Raw genomic sequence first — 17082 nt, 5'->3', positions numbered from 1 at the left:
TCCATGCATAGACGAATATTTATAAAGAGCACTGCCATAGCCGCCTCGGCTGTGGCAGTTGCCCCTCATCTTGTGTCCAACGCAGAAGCTGCACCGCTCGCCCGGCCAATGGTTAAAAAGAGCCTGATGTGGGGAATGGTGAAGGAAGATCTGTCCGTAATGGATAAGTTTAAACTGCTGAAAGATCTGGGCTATGATGGGGTGGAACTCGATTCTCCTGATAAGCTGGATATGAAAGAAGTTCTTGCAGCCAGAGATAAAACCGGGTTACTGATCCCAGGAACAGTAAATTCAATGCACTGGAAGCTGCCGTTGTCTGATCCCGATCCAAAGAAACGGGAAGAGTGCGCGAAGTCGATCGAAAAGGCATTGTGGGATACAAAAGAATATGGCGGAAACACGGTGCTGGTAGTACCGGGAGTTGTAAATGCCAGTGTAACTTACAGTGAAGCATATGAACGCTCGCAAGCGGAGATCAGGAAGCTGCTTCCGGTGGCTGAAAAAGCGGGCGTGAAAATAGCGATCGAAAATGTCTGGAACCAGTTTCTGTTGAGTCCGTTGGAAGCGGCAAAGTTCGTCGATGACTTCAAACATCCTATGGTGGGATGGTATCTGGACATCGGAAATGTACTGCGGTACAGCTGGCCGGTTTCTTGGATCGAGGCATTAAACAAACGTATTTTAAAGCTCCATTTAAAAGAATTCAGCATTAAGAAGCAGAATGACCTGGGTCTTTGGAAAGGTTTTGATGTCGAATTTTTGGAAGGTGACAACAATTGGCCGGAAGTAAATAAAGCATTAGCTAAAATCGGATATTCAGGCTGGGCTTCTGCGGAAGTATCTGGTGGCGACAGAAAAAGATTGCTGACGATCCGCGAAAAAATGGATGAGGTTTTTAAGGCCTGATTTAAAGTATAGAATGAAGCAAAAGAGCCCGATTTCCGGGCTCTTTTGCTTTTTATTCACATTGTAAATTATTTCTTCACTTTATACCTGGTTCTTGCGTAATACTTTAAGGTAGAGATCTTCAACTGGTTATTCTTGATTTCCACAAGCTTATATTCTTTGAATTCACCTGTTTTATCCAAAAAACCAAGAATGCAGGATTGTTCTTTCGGGCCTTTCTGGATTTCTACTTTTGGCAGGATGCCGAAGTTTGGAATTTTTAAAGTATCCTCCACATCCATTGCCTTATATGTCATTTTAACTAAAAAATCGAACGTAGCTTTTGTCTCATACACTTCCACTGCAAATTTCCAGTCGTTCAACGGATCTTCAACCTTTTCACTATATGCCGCCACCGGCCCCGATTCGACCTGATCTCTTGTCAGTGGGATCGTATCGTTAATCGCTTTATCAGGATCAGCATTTGATTGGTCCGAACTTTCCTGCCGGTTGCACGCAATCACTAGTACGAGGAATAAAAACAGAATGGTGTACTTCATTGAAAACAGTAGTTAGGTTTTAAATGTGATCTCTACTTTGCAATATACTTTTGTTATTTGCACGAAATAAAATATTTTAATCATTGCATTATAAACAAATCATTAATTAAGCCCGCTCCTTCACTATTTCGTACTTATGGCATTAAACTACATCTTCGTCGGATTCTTTGTAATCGCCTTCCTGGTCGCTTCACTGCAATTTATCCTGACCGGGGATGTGCAGACATTTAAGGAAGTTACGGAGGGGATGCTGAAAATGGCTGAAGTGGCGGTGATGGATATTGCATTGCCGTTAACCGGCGTGATGACCTTCTTTCTGGGCATCCTGAATGTGGGAGAAAAAGCAGGGATTATTAATAATCTGGCCAAAATCATCGGGCCATTCTTTAACAAACTTTTTCCCGAAGTACCAAAAGACCATCCGGCACACGGGCAGATGATCATGAATTTTTCGGCCAATTTTCTTGGTCTTGACAATGCAGCCACGCCATTCGGTTTGCGCGCCATGCAAAGTTTGCAGGAACTGAACCCGAGCAAAGATACCGCATCCAATGCGCAGATCATGTTTCTGGTGCTGCATACATCCGGTCTGCAGATCATTCCATTATCCATTATTGCACAAAGAGCCATACTCGGTGCCGAAAGCCCGTCGGACGTTTTCATACCTTGCGTGGTCGGAACTTACATTACCACGGTGGTAGCGATGATTATTACGGCGAGCTGGCAGCGGATCAATCTTTTCAACCGGACCATTATGTTATGGCTCGGCGGTATTACTACGGTACTTGCTTTACTACTCTGGTACCTGGCGGGACTACCTCAGGCGCAGATTGAAAAGGTCTCCATTTTCGTCGGAAATTCGGTTTTGCTGGCGGTTATCGCAGGATTTCTCGGAACCGCAATGTATAAAAAGGTAAATGTGTTCGAGAGCTTTATCGATGGTGCGAAAGCTGGATTTTCAACAACGGTCATGATAATCCCATATCTGGTCGGATTGTTAGTGGCCATCAGTGCATTCCGAAGCTGCGGGGCAATGGATTATCTGATCGATGGGTTGAAATTTCTGTTTTCCCTGACCGGGATGAACACGGATTTCACCGATGCGTTGCCGGTTGCCCTCATGAAACCGCTCAGCGGAAGCGGCGCCCGTGCATTGATGATCGACGCGATGAAGGAATTCGGGCCGGATTCATTCATTGGCCGGCTGGTATGTATTTTTCAGGGATCGGCAGATACTACCTTATATATTGTTGCGCTTTACTTCGGTTCCGTGGGGATCAAGAACACCCGATACGCGATCGTGGCCGGATTAATCGCCGATTTTGTCGGAGTGGTGGCAGGAATATGGCTTGGATACTTATTTTTTCACTGATTTTTTATTCTCAAAACAATTACCCTTTTACATGGATATGCAACCGTCCGTATAAAATGGATGGTTGTTTTTTAGGGTAAAGAGTAATATTGATCATCTAACTCTGAACATCTTATGTTTAAATCGTTACGCAATTCCACACTTGTGACGCTTACATTATGTGCGATTCTGGCGAGCAGTGCCGCATTTGCGCAAAGAAACGTTGATCAGCCTGCGAATACTTATTCTCTTGAAGATTGCATCCGCATTGCCCTCGAAACAAACCCTCAGGTAAAGCTTTCCGAAATTACGGTAGCAACGAATGGTAATACCTATGCGCAGTCCAAATGGGCGCGCTGGCCTAGTATCAGTTTTAGTGCCGGCCAGGGATTCAGTTCAGGTAGAAATATTGACCCGTTTACCAACCAGTTCGTTCAGCAGAATATCAGTTCGAATAATTATCAGCTGGGAGGCCAGGTTACCCTTTTCAATGGTTTCCAGATTAAGAACAATATCAAATTCAACGACGCGAATTACAAAGCGAGTCAGAAGGACCTGGATGCTGCCCGAAATGATATTATGCTGAATGTCGCATTATCCTATCTGCAGGTAGTCACCAATCAGGAACTGATCGAAGTTGCCCGCAGACAGGTGGAAGCTTCGAATTTGCAAGTAGAACGGACCGGCAAATTGGTGGAAGCAGGCACGTCGGCCGAGAGTGCGCTTCTCGATCTGAAAGCTCAGCTTGCCAATGATGAACTAACACTCGTAAATGCGGAAAATAACCTTGAAACTGCAAAGCTCAATCTGAAGCAATTCATGAATATGCCTGGCAGCGATCCGATCAATGTTGTTAGAATAGAAGTAGCCGATCCGACATTACAAGCTTACAATGCCACCATTCAGGAAATCTATGAAACGGCTCTAACAAATCTGCCGCAGATGAAAGCAGCTAATTTCCGCATTGAAGCTGCGAAAACCAATGTGGACCTGGCAAAAGGGGCAGGCTTACCTACATTAACATTAAATGGAGGCATTTACACCGCTTTTTCAAGTGCAGCTCCGAAACAACGGTTTGTGTCTGATGGATCAGGAAATACGATGACCGAGGTGATTTCTACCACCGATTACATTGTTTATAATGACCAGCAATTACCGATCGTGCAACAGGTGTCGACGCCAAACGGATCGCTGCGCACATTTGGATATCTCGATCAGCTCAACTTCAACAGAAATTCGGCTATCAATTTAAACCTTACCATTCCGATCTTCACCAATTTCAGGGTAAAGTATAATGTGGCCAATGCTAAACTGCAGCAAAAAACCTATGAATATCAGGCGCAGCAAGTTCAACTGACCATCCGCAAGAATGTGGAACAAGCTTACATCGACATGACCAATGCCGCAAAAAGATATTCCGCGACAGCAAACCAGGTGAGAGCCTTGCAGGAAACTTTCCGGGTTTCTCAGGTGCGTTTCGACGTTGGGGCGATCAACTCCGTAGAATACAGCATAGCAAAAGCGAACCTGGACAAGGCAAACGGGAATTTGGTACAAACAAAATACGATTACGTTTTCCGGACCAAGATCCTCGATTTTTATCTGAACCGTCCGCTTTCTGATTTCTAATACTCATTCACATTACCCTCAGCCGTGCCTCTGGTGCGAAGCAAACACATAACAATTCATTGTAATCAACAAAAAATATGGCACGTAAATCTTCTAAACGAATCTGGTGGATCACAGCGGGATTGGTTGTACTTCTGGTCGCGGGTTTGTTCGGGGCCAAGCAAGCAGGTTACATTGGAAAGCCAAAAACCACGGAAGTTGAATATACAACCGTAAAAACGGCAGACATTGTCGAACGTGTGACAGCGTCCGGAAAGGTCCAGCCAGAGGTGGAAGTGAAGCTAAGCCCGGACGTATCCGGTGAGATCATCAGCCTGAATGTAGCCGAGGGAGATTCGGTATACAAAGGTCAGTTGTTACTTAAGATCCGGCCTGATAACTACGAATCGCTGATGGCACGTGCCCAGGCTGCGGTGAATTCGAGTAAGGCTAATTATGAACAGACCAAAGCGATGGTAGCGCAGTCGGAAGCCCGTTTGGTACAAGCCAAAGCCAATTTCGAACGGAATAAAAAGCTTTTCGCAGATAAGGTTATTTCATCCGCTGATTTCGAACAATTTTCATCCACATATGGCGTCGCATTGCAGGATGTGGAATCTTCAAAAGCAAACGTATCCGCTGCACTTTACAACATCAAAAGCGCAGAAGCCAGCATGAGAGATGCGGCGGAAAACCTTCGTAAAACCAGCATTTTCGCACCCGTGAGCGGGATTATCTCGCTATTGAATGTGGAAGCCGGTGAACGCGTGGTTGGGACGTCGCAAATGGCAGGGACCGAAATGATGCGTATCGCGAACCTGGCCAATATGGAAGTTCGGGTGAATGTCAATGAAAACGATATTGTGCGCGTGTCGCTGGGAGATACTGCCGAAATCGACGTCGATGCGTATAGTTCCTCCGGGCGGAAGTTTAAGGGTATTGTGAAGGAAATAGCTAATACCGCAGCCGGCCTGGCAAGTTCAACATCGACATCTGCGGCAGCGAGTACGTCAGCGGATGCAGTTACCGAATTTGAAGTGAAAGTAAAGATATTGAATGAATCGTTTAATGACCTGATGGTGTCGCGTAACAAAAAATCGTATCCATTCAAACCGGGTATGACGGCTTCTGTTGAAATCATTACGGATCGGAAGAATGGCGTTATTACGGTTCCCATTGCCGCAGTGACGACCCGTTCAAACAAGCCGGTTGTGAAAGCAGGAGAGCCGGGCGGGCCTCCGGCAGAAAACGAAAATGAGAATGAGGATGACAAAAAACCTAAGAAAGAAGAGATTATTAAGGAAGTGGTGTTTACCGACGTGAATGGAAAAGCGCAGATGAAAGAAGTAAAAACGGGTATCAGCGATTTCGAGAATATCGAGATCCTTTCAGGGCTGAAACCTGGGGATCGAATTATTTCTGGGCCCTACATCGCAGTATCTAAGAACCTGAATAACGGCGACTTAGTAGAGAAAAAGAAGGAAGAAGTGAAAAAAGACGAAAAAAAATGAAATGATAACGCGAATCGGTACGTTGTAAAAGCGTAATAAGTTCGATTTAGTTTAGGTTAAAAAGGAAAATCCTTGCGGCTTTGCTGCAAGGATTTTTTATTTTAACAAGCTTTTCAGCGATGAATCGTGCATTATTGAGATTTGTATGCCGTTATTTGAACCCAGATAACGGCTTTATATTTTTCAGGATGAGTTTTTTAAATAATACCAAAATAGCTGTAATCGGCGGCGGAAGCTGGGCGACTGCGCTCATCAAGATCCTGTGTGAACAAAATCATATACAGATCCGCTGGTGGCTCCGAAATCAGAAAGACATTGACCATATCCGCAAATTCAACCACAATCCCAGCTACCTCAGCGACGTGGTGCTTTCTCCAAGAAAGGTGAAAGTTTTCGAAAAGACAGTTGATGCGGTAAAAGGTGCCGATTATGTGATCCTCGCGGTTCCAGCCGCGTTTGTCCGCGAATCATTACAGCATTTATCTCCCAAACACTTACAGGGAAAACGCATTGTTTCCGCCATTAAAGGCATGTTACCCGATCTCAATCTCCTGATCACCGACTGGATTTCCAGGGATTTCGGCATTCCCATTGAAGATACCTGTGTCATCGCCGGACCTTGCCACGCCGAGGAAGTTGCACTCGAAAAGCAATCCTATTTGTCCATTGCCTCCACGGAATGTCCCGCCGCGGAGGATTTCGCCGCTTTAATGACCTGTCGCTACGTTGCCGCCAATCCGCTGGACGATTTGTATGGTGTGGAATATGCCGCGATCATGAAAAACATCATTGCGCTGGCCTGCGGGATCACGCACGGGCTGGGCTATGGAGACAATTTTCAGGCAGTGTTAGTCTCAAATGCCATGCAGGAAATCGGCGGCTTTGTAACTTCGCTTGATCCGCGCGAACGGAATATGAGCTCATCGGCCTATCTCGGGGACTTGCTGGTGACATCCTATTCGCAATTCAGCAGAAACCGGCTGTTTGGTAATATGATCGGCCGCGGGTATAGTGTAAAAGCGGCGCAGCTTGAAATGAAAATGATCGCCGAAGGCTTTTACGCAACCAAAAGCATTCATGAAATGAATAAAATCCATCACGTCAACATGCCGATAACGAATTCCGTTTACCGCGTATTGTACGAAGAACACGCCCCGGCGGTGGTTATGGAAGATCTGAAGAAATTGTTGAAGTAAATAGCCTGTTTCATTTCTAAATGGGTAACATTCAAAACCATTGCATTATTAACATCATGACTATTTTCAAAAAAACCTCCATTCAGATCGCAGGTATGCTGCTGTTCAGTTCTGCATTATTGTTTTCCTGCGGCGAAAAAAAAGCGGAAGATTCTGACAAAGAGGTAATTGACTCAGTTGCCAGCACGAAAGAATTTGTTTTTGGAGATAAACGTGAATTTGCCCAATGCCACGCCTCGACGGTCGTGAGGTTAAAGGATGGCCAGTTTCTGATCGCGTGGTTTGGTGGTACCGAAGAAAAAAATCCGGATGTTGGAATCTGGGTATCTAAAGGCAAGCCAGGGAACTGGAGTGCGCCGAAGGAAGTTGCGAAAATCCGTGAAGATGCACACTGGAACCCGGTACTTCAGAATAATGCCGATGGAAAAGTTTATTTGTATTTCAAAGTAGGCAAAGAAATCGCGCACTGGGAAACATGGGTGAAGACCTCGGCCGACAACGGCGTGACCTGGTCGGAGCCTTATGAATTGGTAAAAGGAGATAAAGGCGGACGCGGGCCTGTGAAAAATAAAATGATCGAACTATCCAATGGAGATTTACTTGCAGGCTCGTCAAATGAAGTGAACCGCTGGGAAGTTTTTGTTGATAAAAGTACCGACAAAGGTAAAACCTGGGTGGCAAGTCCGTACTTCAAGATTGATACGTTGGAAATCAAAGGGAAAGGTGCCATTCAGCCTACACTTTGGGAATCAACACCCGGAAACGTTCATATGCTCGTGAGAACGACCGGCGGTGTGATCGGAAGAAGTGATTCGAAGGATTTTGGTAAAACCTGGTCTACCATTAAAAAGACAAGCCTGCCCAATCCAAACAGCGGCATTGACCTCGCAAAACTGGCAGACGGTACATTGGTACTTGCCTACAATCCGGACGATGAGAACTGGGGTTCGCGATCACCATTGTCGCTGATCATGTCTTACGATAATGGACAAAACTGGACAGATAAAACGGATATAGCCACTGGCAAAAAAGAAGATGAATATTCCTATCCTGCCATTATCAGCTGGGGCGATTCCGTCGCAGTAACCTACACGTTCAACCGGCAGAAAATCGCATTCTGGTCGGGGAGTAAAAAGGATATAGTAGAACTTTCAAAAAAGGAAAAGAACTAGTAACCCATCAATTCCAGATCGTAGGATTCCAGCATTTCAACTTTCTTGCCCATCTTTTTCTGGATGATCTTGAAATGATGCACATCTTCCGGACAGATCAGCGAAATCGCCTCGCCCGAAGCTTCCGCCCGACCGGTACGGCCGATCCGGTGGACGTAATCTTTGGGTGAGCGCGGCAACTCGAAATTGATCACATAAGGTAAAAACTGGATGTCAATTCCGCGTGCTACGAGGTCGGTAGCAACTAATACCGTCAGCTTTCCGGCTTTGAATTTGTTTAATGCCTCCGTTCGGGCACCCTGGCTTTTCTTACTATGCATGGCCATCGCCTGAATGCCATTCTTATTTAGTTTTTCAACCAAATTATCCGCAGTCCTCGTCGCGGATACAAATACAAGAACCTGCTGCATTTCCTGGGTTTTGATCAAATACCGCAACAAAGGCCCGCGACGGTCAGGATCGACGAAATAGGCGGTCTGTTTGATCTGATCTATGTTTTCCTCTTCTTCCCCGATTTCAATGCGAATAGGATCTTTGAGCTGCGTTTTATTGATCTGATCAATTTCGTCGCCCAATGTGGCGGAGAACAAAATGCTCTGACGTTTTTTGGGCAACAGGAAAAAGATATCCTTCATTTCGTCCGCGAAGCCCAGATTCAGCATTTTATCTGCTTCATCCAAAACTAAAATTCGGGTCTCGGAAAGGCTCAGCGCTTTGTAAGAAAGCAGATCAAGCAGCCTTCCCGGCGTAGCAACCAGGATTTCAACACCCTGTAATCCAATCATTTGCGGATTAATGGAAACACCTCCAAAAACAGCCAGCGTCTTCACCTTCCGCGGAAGCCTCTCCCCGAATGTCTGGAAAACCACGCCAACCTGCACAGCCAGCTCTCTCGTGGGTACTAATATTAATGCAGTAATGTGCCTGTTTGGCGCTGCGGGTTTATTTTGAAATAACTCAAGAATCGGCAGGACAAAACTGGCTGTCTTTCCCGAACCTGTTTTTGCGATTCCAAGAACATCATTTCCTTTCAGAATAGCCGGAATTGCCTCCTGCTGAATCGGATAAGGTTGAGTATAATTTTGTTCCGCAATGGTTTTTAACAAGGGTTCGGATAAGCCGAGTGATTCAAAAGTCATAGAAAGTTTTATCCCGTTAACCGGATTTTTTTAGAAGAGAGCAAAGATACCATTTACAAACATTTACTTCTCCCATAACATGTCTTACAACCGCAGGGAATTTTTACAACAACTTGGATTTGGTGCACTACAGCTGGGTGTGATCAGCGCCATTCCGGCTTCCGTCTGGGCTTCGTCCCTCAGTTATGGACAGCTGCCGCGCACCTCGCCCGAATCGCAGGGAATGTCCGCAAAAGGCATTCTGGACTTTGCCAGCGCAGTGGAGGCAGACAAGCTTAATGTACATAGTCTGATGGTACTCCGGCAGGGAAAAGTGGTTGCTGAGGGTTGGTGGGCACCTTATGCGCCTGATCTCCGGCATACGCTTTATTCGTTAAGCAAAAGCTTTACATCTACCGCAATCGGACTGGCTGTGGCGGAGGGTAAGTTGAAGGTGGATGATAAGGTACTTTCCTTTTTCCCCGAGGACAAGCCGGCGACGGTGAGTGAAAACCTGGCGGCAATGCGTGTAAAAGATCTTCTGACCATGTCTACCGGGCATGATAAAGACTCTACCGGTTCGTTGAGAGGCGGCAAAGACCCAAATTGGGTGAAATCGTTTCTGGCATTGCCGGTGGAGCATCAGCCTGGTACTTTTTTCGTGTACAATAGTGGTGCTACTTACATGTTGTCTGCCATCATTCAAAAACTGACCGGGCAAACATTGCTTGCCTACCTGACGCCGCGGTTGTTTGAACCACTGGCCATCGAGGGAATGGACTGGGAAACCGACCCGAACGGGATCAATACCGGAGGATGGGGCCTGCGTTTGAAAACGGAGGATATCGCGAAATTCGGTCAGTTGTACCTGCAAAAAGGAGAATGGAGCGGAAAGCAGATTTTACCCGCTGCCTGGGTGGAAGAAGCGACACGCTCGCACATTCAGTCGAAAGGTGGTGCGCGAAAACAGGAGGAAAATGACTGGTTGCAAGGATATTGCTACCAGTTCTGGCGGTGCCGCAACGGGGCGTACCGGGGCGATGGGGCTTTTGGTCAGTATTGCATTGTGATGCCGAAAGAAGATGTCGTAGTTGCTATCACGAGCGAAACCGGCGATATGCAGAAAATTCTCGATCATGTCTGGAACCATATACTCGCGTCTGTAAAAACCAGCGGTATATCTTCCGACAAAGAAGTGCAGGCCCAGCTTCAAAAGAAACTTACCACGCTGGCATTGCCGCTCACGGCCGGCAAACCATCTTCGGAGCTGGCGGCCACATTGAATGGAAAGAGTTTCAAAATTGCCGGGAATGATCAGAAGATCAGTAAAATCTCTTTCGAGTTTGCAAAAGGCTGGTGCCTTTTTCGTTTGAACGATGATAAAGGAGAACATCTGGTCGTAAATGGCCTGGGAAACTGGAAAGTCGGGCTGACGGACTTGTCGAATATGCCATTGAAACTGGTATTAACCCCGGTACCGGGTGAGACCAGAACAAAAATCGCCTGCAACGGAGCCTGGACCGATGACAATACGTTTGAAATGACCTGGCGTTTTATTGAAACTGCTCATTATGAAACGGTTCATTGCAAATTCGCCGGCGATGATGTGCAGGTTGAGTTCAAGAGAAGTCTTGCCATTATTGGAAATACAAAAGACGCACGCCCGGCTTTAAGCGGCAAACTGATCACATAAATGCTTTCGTATCACTTTAAAGCGTATTATTGAAAAAACAACCACATAACCAATGAAAAAGAACATTTTCCTTTCGCTACTATTCCTTTTTGCAGCATTGGCCACCCAGGCTCAGAAGTTCCGGGCGCTGGATAAAAGCCCGCGCGACATCGCCTATTTCCCCGACCATTTTGCGCACGATCGTAAAGACGGCGAAAAAGCATTGGCGAGAGTTTCGTACAGCAGGCCTTACCTGCAGGGAAGACAGGCTTTTGGAAAGCTGGAACCGTATGGAAAAGTATGGCGGGTTGGTGCGGATGAGTCGGCTGAGATCAAGTTTTACCAGGATGCGACATTTGGAGGCAAAAAAGTGAAAGCCGGTACTTATTCATTATTCGCGATTCCGGGGGAAAAAGAATGGACGGTGATTCTTAGCTCAGACCTGGATTACTGGGGTGCTTACAAATACAAAGAAGCCAATGACGTGTTGCGCGTCACTGCACCAGTTAAACCGTCTGAAACAGCAATCGAAAACTTCTCGATCGTGTTTGAAAAGGTGTCTGATACTTCCGCCAAAATGTTCATGGGATGGGATAAAACCATCGTAGAGGTCCCGGTTAGCTTTTGATCTGAGAAGGAAAGCGCATTAAAGGAATCAGCCTCGCATACATACTGGCATTATTATTATTGCAAAAAAGCAGATCCGCGGCCAAACCGTCGGTCTGCTTTTTTATTTTTAATCAACACTGAAAACAATGCAAAACAATAACCTAGCTATTCTTGCAATTGCCGGAATGATCGCACTCGCAGGTTGTGGCAGTAAGGAGAAGGAAAAAGAAGAGGCCGCAAAAAGCAGCCCGGATTCGGTAGTGACGGTTAGTGACAGCCTTACACTGCCCGCGCCATTTGCCACGGAATCGGCTGAAAAGCGTCCGGAAGAAGCAGGCTGGCCGGAAGGAAAAATGCCCGTCGCGCCCGCTGGTTTTACGGTAACGAAATTTGCAGACAAGTTCGACAGTCCGCGCTGGACTTACATCGCGCCCAATGGAGATGTATTTGTGGCCGAGTCGAGTACAAAAAAGAGTGCGGACCGGATTACGCTATTGCGGGATGTGAATAAAGACGGAAAGCCGGAGCTGCGCGAGATATTCATCGAAAAACTGAATAAGCCGCTCGGAATGCTGGTTTTGAAAAACTTTTTTTATGTCGCAAATACTGATGGTCTGTACCGTTTTCCATATAAATCCGGCGATACGAAAATCACGGGAAAAGGTGAAAAAATAGTGGACCTGCCTGCAGGAGGATATAACAATCACTGGACGAGAAATTTGCTGGCTAATGCCGATGGCAGTAAGATCTACATTTCGGTGGGCTCGGCCAGTAATGTAGCAGATCACGGGATGGACGAAGAAAAGCGTCGTGCCAATATTTTACAGGTAAATCCGGATGGGACTGGTGAAAAAGTCTTTGCAAGTGGTTTGCGAAATCCGGTTGGAATGGCCTGGGCGCCGGAATCCGGTGAACTTTGGACAGCTGTGAATGAGCGCGACAAACTGGGCGACGACCTTGTTCCGGATTACATTACCAGTGTAAAGGAAGGTGGATTTTACGGCTGGCCGTATGCTTATTTCGGTAAAAACGAAGATCCGCGCCGAAAAGGAGAACGACCAGATCTGGTTTCCAAAACGATCGTTCCGGATGTGCCGGTTGGATCGCACACTGCATCTCTCGGGCTCGCTTTTTATGATAAAACCCAATTTCCTGCCAAATACCGGAAAGGTGCATTCATAGGCCAGCACGGATCCTGGAACCGTTCCAGGATCTCGGGCTACAAAGTGGTTTTTGTTCCCTTTAAAAATGGCAAACCAGCAGGGAAACCGGAAGACTTTCTTACAGGCTTTGTCGAAAGTGAAGAGAAGGTATATGGACGACCTGTGGGCATTACCGTAATGGAAGATGGCTCGATGCTGGTGAATGATGATTCTGGGGGTACGATTTGGAGGGTCAGTGCGGAATAGTGAAATAGTGAAATGTGAGATGTGAGATGTGAGGTGTGAATGTGGAAAGCGGTCTGGATTTGATTCGGGGCGCTTTTTGCATTTGACTATTTAATTGGAAATAAAATGGGTATTATGTTTGCAAAAATATACCGTATGGTATATTTTTGTGTCGTTAATTTAAGATCATGAGCAAAGCAGAGAAAACCAGGCAGTTTATTGTTGAAAAAGCGGCCCCCGTTTTTAATGTAAAAGGGTACGCAGGGACTTCGATCAATGATCTGATCAACGCGACCGGGCTTACAAAGGGTAGTATATACGGAAACTTTACCAACAAGGACGAAGTCGCGCTCGCTGCATTTGATCATAACCTTAAATGCATGCTTGGCTCCTTGCAAAAGGAAATGGACAAGCAAACTTCTGCGAAAGAAAAGCTGCTGGTCTACTCCGAAATTTATGGTGAATTGATGCGGGAATCGTTCCCGGTGGGAGGTTGCCCGGTTTTAAACACGTCGACCGAAGCAGACGACACTCATCCAGAGCTCAGAAAAAAGGCCGCCCAGGCGATCATGTCATGGAAAAGCTCCATTGCAACAACCATCAAAAAAGGAATTAGCAACAATGAATTCCGGAGTGATATTGATCCTGAGCAGATTGCCATTACGCTCGTGGCGCTGATCGAAGGTGGTATTATGATCGGCAAGGTCACGGGCAGCGAGAATTATCGGATCGCGATTATGAAATCAGTGAAAAAAATGATTAACGATTTAGAATAAAAAATTTTACCCATAAATATACCGATCGGTATATTATCTATTTAATTAAACAAAAAAGAAAATGAAAACGACTGAGAATACGGTATTGATCACTGGCGGAAGTGCCGGAATTGGTTTTGCATTAGCCAAAGCTTTATCTGAAAAAAATAATCACGTGATCATCACGGGCAGAAATGAGGAAAGACTTTTAAATGCCGCTTCACAACTGAAAAATGTAACGCCGATCGTTGCCGATGTAACGGACCAAAACGACGTTGACAAGCTGGTAACGAAACTTCAAACAGAGTTTCCTGAACTGAATTTGCTAATTAATAATGCAGGTAAAGCTTTTGTCTATCATCTGGATAGCGTAGACAATGCCGGGGAAAATGCTGAGGACGAAATACTTACCAACTATTTATCGGTGATCCGCCTCAACCAGAAGCTGATCCCTCTGTTAAAAAATCAGGATGAAGCTTCTATTGTGACCGTTTCGAGCATTGCTGCATTTGTGCCGAACCACGTTATACCTACCTATGCGGCCAGCAAAGCAGCGCTGCATTCGTACACCCAGTCGCTCCGTCTGACGTTGGCTAAGGAAACAAATGTGAAAGTGTTTGAATTAATGCCTCCGTTGGTCAATACTGATTTTTCGGAAGGAATTGGCGGTAAAAACGGCATTCCGGCCAGCCAGGTCGCTGATGAATTTTTGGAAGCGTTTGAAAATAACATTTACGAGATCCACGTTGGTGGTACGGCACAACTTTTTCAGCTGTTCCTGAGTTCACCATCGGATGCGTTGCTTGCCATGAATCCTGTCGCAAAGAGCTAATTTATACGAACTCTTAGATGAAACAGAAAATAGCATTTGCCATGATTATGGGAGTTATCACAACGGGCATAATTTCCTTTACTTTGATTTCTATAAATATTGGATTTGTTCCCAATTTTTTGGTGATTTGGCTGAAATCTTGGAGTATGGCTTATTTGATCGTCATTCCAGTGATCCTATTAGTTGGGCCGCGTGTCCAGAAACTGGTTTACGCCATGTTCAAAGAAGCAGTGACTCAGGAGTTTGACTAATGACTCCTGACGTCTTAGGAATCAATTTTCACAAATTTTATGAAAAGAGTAGTTGTTACAGGTCTGGGAGTTATTTCTCCCCTCGGTAATTCGGTTGATGAATTCTGGGAGAATATTGTAAATGGTAAAAGCGGTGCTGCTCCCATTACGAAAAAGGATGTTTCAAAATTTAAAACGCAGTTCGGTTGCGAGGTTAAAAACTTCAATCCGGAAGACTATATTGAAAAAAAAGAGCTGAAAAAATATGATCTGCATACCCAGTACGCCATTGCCGCGTCGGATACGGCTATAAAGGATGCAGGTCTGGATTTCACCAAGATTGACGTAACCGACCGTCACGATATGGGTGTGATCTGGGCGACGGGAAATGGAGGTATGGGTACATTTGAAGACCAGCTTCTGGAATTCCACGCTTCGGACGGTACGCCCCGTTTCAACCCGTTTTTCATCCCGAAAATGATCGTCGACATTGCTGCCGGGGTTATCTCGATCCGCCACAAGCTGCACGGTCCGAATTACTGTACGGTTTCAGCCTGCGCTTCGTCGAATACCGCCGTAATAAGTGCATTCGACACGATCAGGATGGATAAGGCGAAACTGATGATCGCCGGAGGCTCTGAAGCGTCCATTATCTACTCCGCACTTGGCGGATTTAATGCTGCACAGGCACTTTCGAAAAGAAACGACGAACCCGGAAAAGCGTCACGGCCATTTGATAAAGACCGTGATGGTTTTGTAATGGGTGAAGGAGCGGCAGCATTGATCCTGGAAGACCTTGATTATGCATTGAGCCGGGGCGCTAAAATATATGCCGAGATTGTAGGCGGCGGTATGGCTGCGGATGCATACCACCTTACGGGAACCCCGCCAGATGGGATGGGGGCTGCGTTGGGAATGCGTAAAGCTCTGAAAGAAGCAGGTATTGCCCCGGACAAAATCGATTACGTGAATGCGCACGCGACTTCAACCGGGCTGGGAGATATGAGCGAGCTGAATGGTATAAAAACCGTGTTCGGTGATCACCAGGTTGCTGTCAGCGCGACCAAGTCCATGACGGGACATTTGCTGGGCGCAGCCGGTGCAATCGAGAGTATCATCTGCACACTCGTTGTGAAAAATGATATCATTCCGGGAACGATCAACACGGAAAACCTGGATGAACATGTACCGGAAGGGATGAATATCATCCTGGGCGATTCTGTGAAGCAAACGGTCAATTACGCGCTCAATAATACCTTTGGATTTGGCGGCCACACGGCAACGTCCATTTTCAAAAAATATACCGAATAAATTACCCGGTTATCTCCGAAAGGATTTCTACTACCCCGTTTTCATCGTTGCTTTTAGCGATGAAACGGGCTATTTTTTTGACGTCCGGGTGCGCATTGGCCATCGCATAGGAGTAATGCGCCTTTTCCAGCATTTCGAGATCATTCAGGTAATCACCAAAAGCCATCGTCTGGTCGAAGGTCACATTGAATTTCTTCTGGATCACCTCCATTGCCGTCCCTTTATTTGCCTTTTTATGTGAAATGTCGAGCCAGATCGGGCCGGAAACTTTCACTTTAAGCGTTTCCTCAAACCTTTTGTAATGCGGGTAACTATTGTTTTCAGAGCCTGCAAGATCACATAACGTGAATTTCAGGAACTGATCGTCTTCTACTTTGAGAAGGTCGTCCACAATTTCATATTTTTCAAAATAAAGTTTGAGATGGTCAATAAACTCGGGGGCATCATCTTCCACATACGCTTTTTTCTTACCGCAAATAATGGGATACGTGTCGGGAATATCGGCGGATACGCGGATCAGATCTCTGACGATTTCGGTATCGATGGCCTGAATATGTATTTCCTGATCCTGAAAGACGACATAACTGCCATTCTCGGCTGCGAAAACTACTTCGTCTTTTACTTTGTCGAGCGTTTTGAGCAGATTAAAATACTGACGTCCACTGGCCGCGACGAACACGATCCCCTGATCTTTCAGCTTCCTGAACACCGGGTAAAATGATTCGTGTACTTCGTGTTCTGAGTTCAAAAGCGTACCATCCATATCGGTCGCCACCAGCCTGATGTCTGAAAAAGTCATATCGTTTTTATGTGTATCTGAATAGGGAAGATATTTCGCAACCCTAAGGTTCCGCGATCTCCATTCTTTTTGTCGAAACCTGGCA

The 17082-nt window shown here is 45.9% G+C and carries 16 protein-coding genes; 13 read left to right on the top strand and 3 right to left on the bottom strand.

Annotation, left to right across the window (positions count from 1 at the left end):
• Positions 1 to 3 precede the first annotated feature (3 nt).
• The gene (locus LZG72_RS14840) at positions 4 to 906 is read left to right on the top strand and encodes a sugar phosphate isomerase/epimerase (protein ID WP_233873704.1); all 903 of its coding nucleotides are present in this window, start codon (positions 4 to 6) and stop codon (positions 904 to 906) included.
• 68 nt (positions 907 to 974) lie between these two features.
• Here LZG72_RS14840 and LZG72_RS14835 read toward each other — a convergent pair whose 3' ends face one another.
• On the bottom strand, positions 975 to 1445 hold the full coding sequence (locus LZG72_RS14835; protein ID WP_233873701.1) for a hypothetical protein: 471 nt from the start codon (positions 1443 to 1445) through the stop codon (positions 975 to 977).
• A gap of 136 nt (positions 1446 to 1581) precedes the next feature.
• On the opposite strand from LZG72_RS14835, the gene LZG72_RS14830 reads away from it, so the two are divergent.
• The 5 genes from LZG72_RS14830 (at position 1582) to LZG72_RS14810 (ending at position 8283) form a co-directional block, all read left to right on the top strand.
• The gene (locus LZG72_RS14830) at positions 1582 to 2817 is read left to right on the top strand and encodes a nucleoside recognition domain-containing protein (RefSeq protein WP_233873698.1); all 1236 of its coding nucleotides are present in this window, start codon (positions 1582 to 1584) and stop codon (positions 2815 to 2817) included.
• A gap of 114 nt (positions 2818 to 2931) precedes the next feature.
• Positions 2932 to 4425, top strand: a complete 1494-nt coding sequence (locus tag LZG72_RS14825) for a TolC family protein (RefSeq protein WP_233873695.1) — start codon at positions 2932 to 2934, stop codon at positions 4423 to 4425.
• A gap of 77 nt (positions 4426 to 4502) precedes the next feature.
• The gene (locus LZG72_RS14820; protein ID WP_233873692.1) at positions 4503 to 5915 is read left to right on the top strand and encodes an efflux RND transporter periplasmic adaptor subunit; all 1413 of its coding nucleotides are present in this window, start codon (positions 4503 to 4505) and stop codon (positions 5913 to 5915) included.
• 188 nt (positions 5916 to 6103) lie between these two features.
• Positions 6104 to 7111 carry an NAD(P)H-dependent glycerol-3-phosphate dehydrogenase gene (locus LZG72_RS14815; RefSeq protein WP_233873689.1) on the top strand — a complete coding sequence of 336 codons (1008 nt, stop codon included), beginning with the start codon at positions 6104 to 6106 and terminating at the stop codon, positions 7109 to 7111.
• Between the two features lie 56 nt (positions 7112 to 7167).
• Complete coding sequence (locus LZG72_RS14810; RefSeq protein WP_233873686.1) at positions 7168 to 8283, top strand: exo-alpha-sialidase; 1116 nt, start codon at positions 7168 to 7170, stop codon at positions 8281 to 8283.
• Here LZG72_RS14810 and LZG72_RS14805 read toward each other — a convergent pair.
• On the bottom strand, positions 8280 to 9422 hold the full coding sequence (locus LZG72_RS14805) for a DEAD/DEAH box helicase (protein ID WP_233873683.1): 1143 nt from the start codon (positions 9420 to 9422) through the stop codon (positions 8280 to 8282). The two genes, LZG72_RS14810 and LZG72_RS14805, sit on opposite strands and share 4 nt — an antisense overlap.
• A gap of 79 nt (positions 9423 to 9501) precedes the next feature.
• On the opposite strand from LZG72_RS14805, the gene LZG72_RS14800 reads away from it, so the two are divergent.
• The 7 genes from LZG72_RS14800 (at position 9502) to fabF (ending at position 16198) form a co-directional block, all read left to right on the top strand.
• Positions 9502 to 11094, top strand: a complete 1593-nt coding sequence (locus LZG72_RS14800; protein WP_233873680.1) for a serine hydrolase — start codon at positions 9502 to 9504, stop codon at positions 11092 to 11094.
• 52 nt (positions 11095 to 11146) lie between these two features.
• Positions 11147 to 11701: a DUF2911 domain-containing protein gene (locus LZG72_RS14795; RefSeq protein WP_233873677.1), complete on the top strand. Its 555-nt coding sequence runs from the start codon at positions 11147 to 11149 to the stop codon at positions 11699 to 11701.
• Positions 11702 to 11828: 127 nt separating this feature from the next.
• Positions 11829 to 13091 (top strand): sorbosone dehydrogenase family protein, encoded by a 1263-nt coding sequence (locus tag LZG72_RS14790; protein WP_233873674.1) that lies wholly within the window; start codon positions 11829 to 11831, stop codon positions 13089 to 13091.
• 167 nt (positions 13092 to 13258) lie between these two features.
• Entirely contained in the window at positions 13259 to 13846 is a 588-nt protein-coding gene (locus LZG72_RS14785; RefSeq protein ID WP_233873671.1) for a TetR/AcrR family transcriptional regulator, read from the top strand.
• Positions 13847 to 13907: 61 nt separating this feature from the next.
• A complete protein-coding gene (locus LZG72_RS14780; protein ID WP_233873668.1) occupies positions 13908 to 14657 on the top strand; it encodes an SDR family oxidoreductase in 750 nt (249 codons plus the stop codon).
• A gap of 17 nt (positions 14658 to 14674) precedes the next feature.
• Complete coding sequence (locus tag LZG72_RS14775; protein WP_233873665.1) at positions 14675 to 14908, top strand: DUF2798 domain-containing protein; 234 nt, start codon at positions 14675 to 14677, stop codon at positions 14906 to 14908.
• A gap of 39 nt (positions 14909 to 14947) precedes the next feature.
• Positions 14948 to 16198 (top strand): beta-ketoacyl-ACP synthase II, encoded by a 1251-nt coding sequence (gene fabF / locus LZG72_RS14770; RefSeq protein ID WP_233873662.1) that lies wholly within the window; start codon positions 14948 to 14950, stop codon positions 16196 to 16198.
• 1 nt (position 16199) lies between these two features.
• Here the strand turns inward: fabF and LZG72_RS14765 are convergent, their stop codons facing one another.
• Entirely contained in the window at positions 16200 to 16997 is a 798-nt protein-coding gene (locus LZG72_RS14765; protein WP_233873659.1) for an HAD family hydrolase, read from the bottom strand.
• Positions 16998 to 17082: the final 85 nt, after the last annotated feature.

Origin of the sequence: Dyadobacter sp. CY323 (assembly GCF_021390245.1) — a bacterium.
Lineage (GTDB): Bacteria > Bacteroidota > Bacteroidia > Cytophagales > Spirosomataceae > Dyadobacter.
The sequence above is the reverse complement of the archived record's forward strand: the minus strand, read 5'-3'. Positions and strand labels throughout refer to the sequence as shown.

Bases quoted from the DNA above. Each gene is read 5' to 3' on its own strand.
- LZG72_RS14840 (WP_233873704.1), top strand. From the start codon at position 4: ATGCATAGACGAATATTTATAAAGAGCACTGCCATAGCCGCCTCGGCT.
- LZG72_RS14835 (WP_233873701.1), bottom strand. From the start codon at position 1,445: ATGAAGTACACCATTCTGTTTTTATTCCTCGTACTAGTGATTGCGTGC.
- LZG72_RS14830 (WP_233873698.1), top strand. From the start codon at position 1,582: ATGGCATTAAACTACATCTTCGTCGGATTCTTTGTAATCGCCTTCCTG.
- LZG72_RS14825 (WP_233873695.1), top strand. From the start codon at position 2,932: ATGTTTAAATCGTTACGCAATTCCACACTTGTGACGCTTACATTATGT.
- LZG72_RS14820 (WP_233873692.1), top strand. From the start codon at position 4,503: ATGGCACGTAAATCTTCTAAACGAATCTGGTGGATCACAGCGGGATTG.
- LZG72_RS14815 (WP_233873689.1), top strand. From the start codon at position 6,104: ATGAGTTTTTTAAATAATACCAAAATAGCTGTAATCGGCGGCGGAAGC.
- LZG72_RS14810 (WP_233873686.1), top strand. From the start codon at position 7,168: ATGACTATTTTCAAAAAAACCTCCATTCAGATCGCAGGTATGCTGCTG.
- LZG72_RS14805 (WP_233873683.1), bottom strand. From the start codon at position 9,422: ATGACTTTTGAATCACTCGGCTTATCCGAACCCTTGTTAAAAACCATT.
- LZG72_RS14800 (WP_233873680.1), top strand. From the start codon at position 9,502: ATGTCTTACAACCGCAGGGAATTTTTACAACAACTTGGATTTGGTGCA.
- LZG72_RS14795 (WP_233873677.1), top strand. From the start codon at position 11,147: ATGAAAAAGAACATTTTCCTTTCGCTACTATTCCTTTTTGCAGCATTG.
- LZG72_RS14790 (WP_233873674.1), top strand. From the start codon at position 11,829: ATGCAAAACAATAACCTAGCTATTCTTGCAATTGCCGGAATGATCGCA.
- LZG72_RS14785 (WP_233873671.1), top strand. From the start codon at position 13,259: ATGAGCAAAGCAGAGAAAACCAGGCAGTTTATTGTTGAAAAAGCGGCC.
- LZG72_RS14780 (WP_233873668.1), top strand. From the start codon at position 13,908: ATGAAAACGACTGAGAATACGGTATTGATCACTGGCGGAAGTGCCGGA.
- LZG72_RS14775 (WP_233873665.1), top strand. From the start codon at position 14,675: ATGAAACAGAAAATAGCATTTGCCATGATTATGGGAGTTATCACAACG.
- fabF (WP_233873662.1), top strand. From the start codon at position 14,948: ATGAAAAGAGTAGTTGTTACAGGTCTGGGAGTTATTTCTCCCCTCGGT.
- LZG72_RS14765 (WP_233873659.1), bottom strand. From the start codon at position 16,997: ATGACTTTTTCAGACATCAGGCTGGTGGCGACCGATATGGATGGTACG.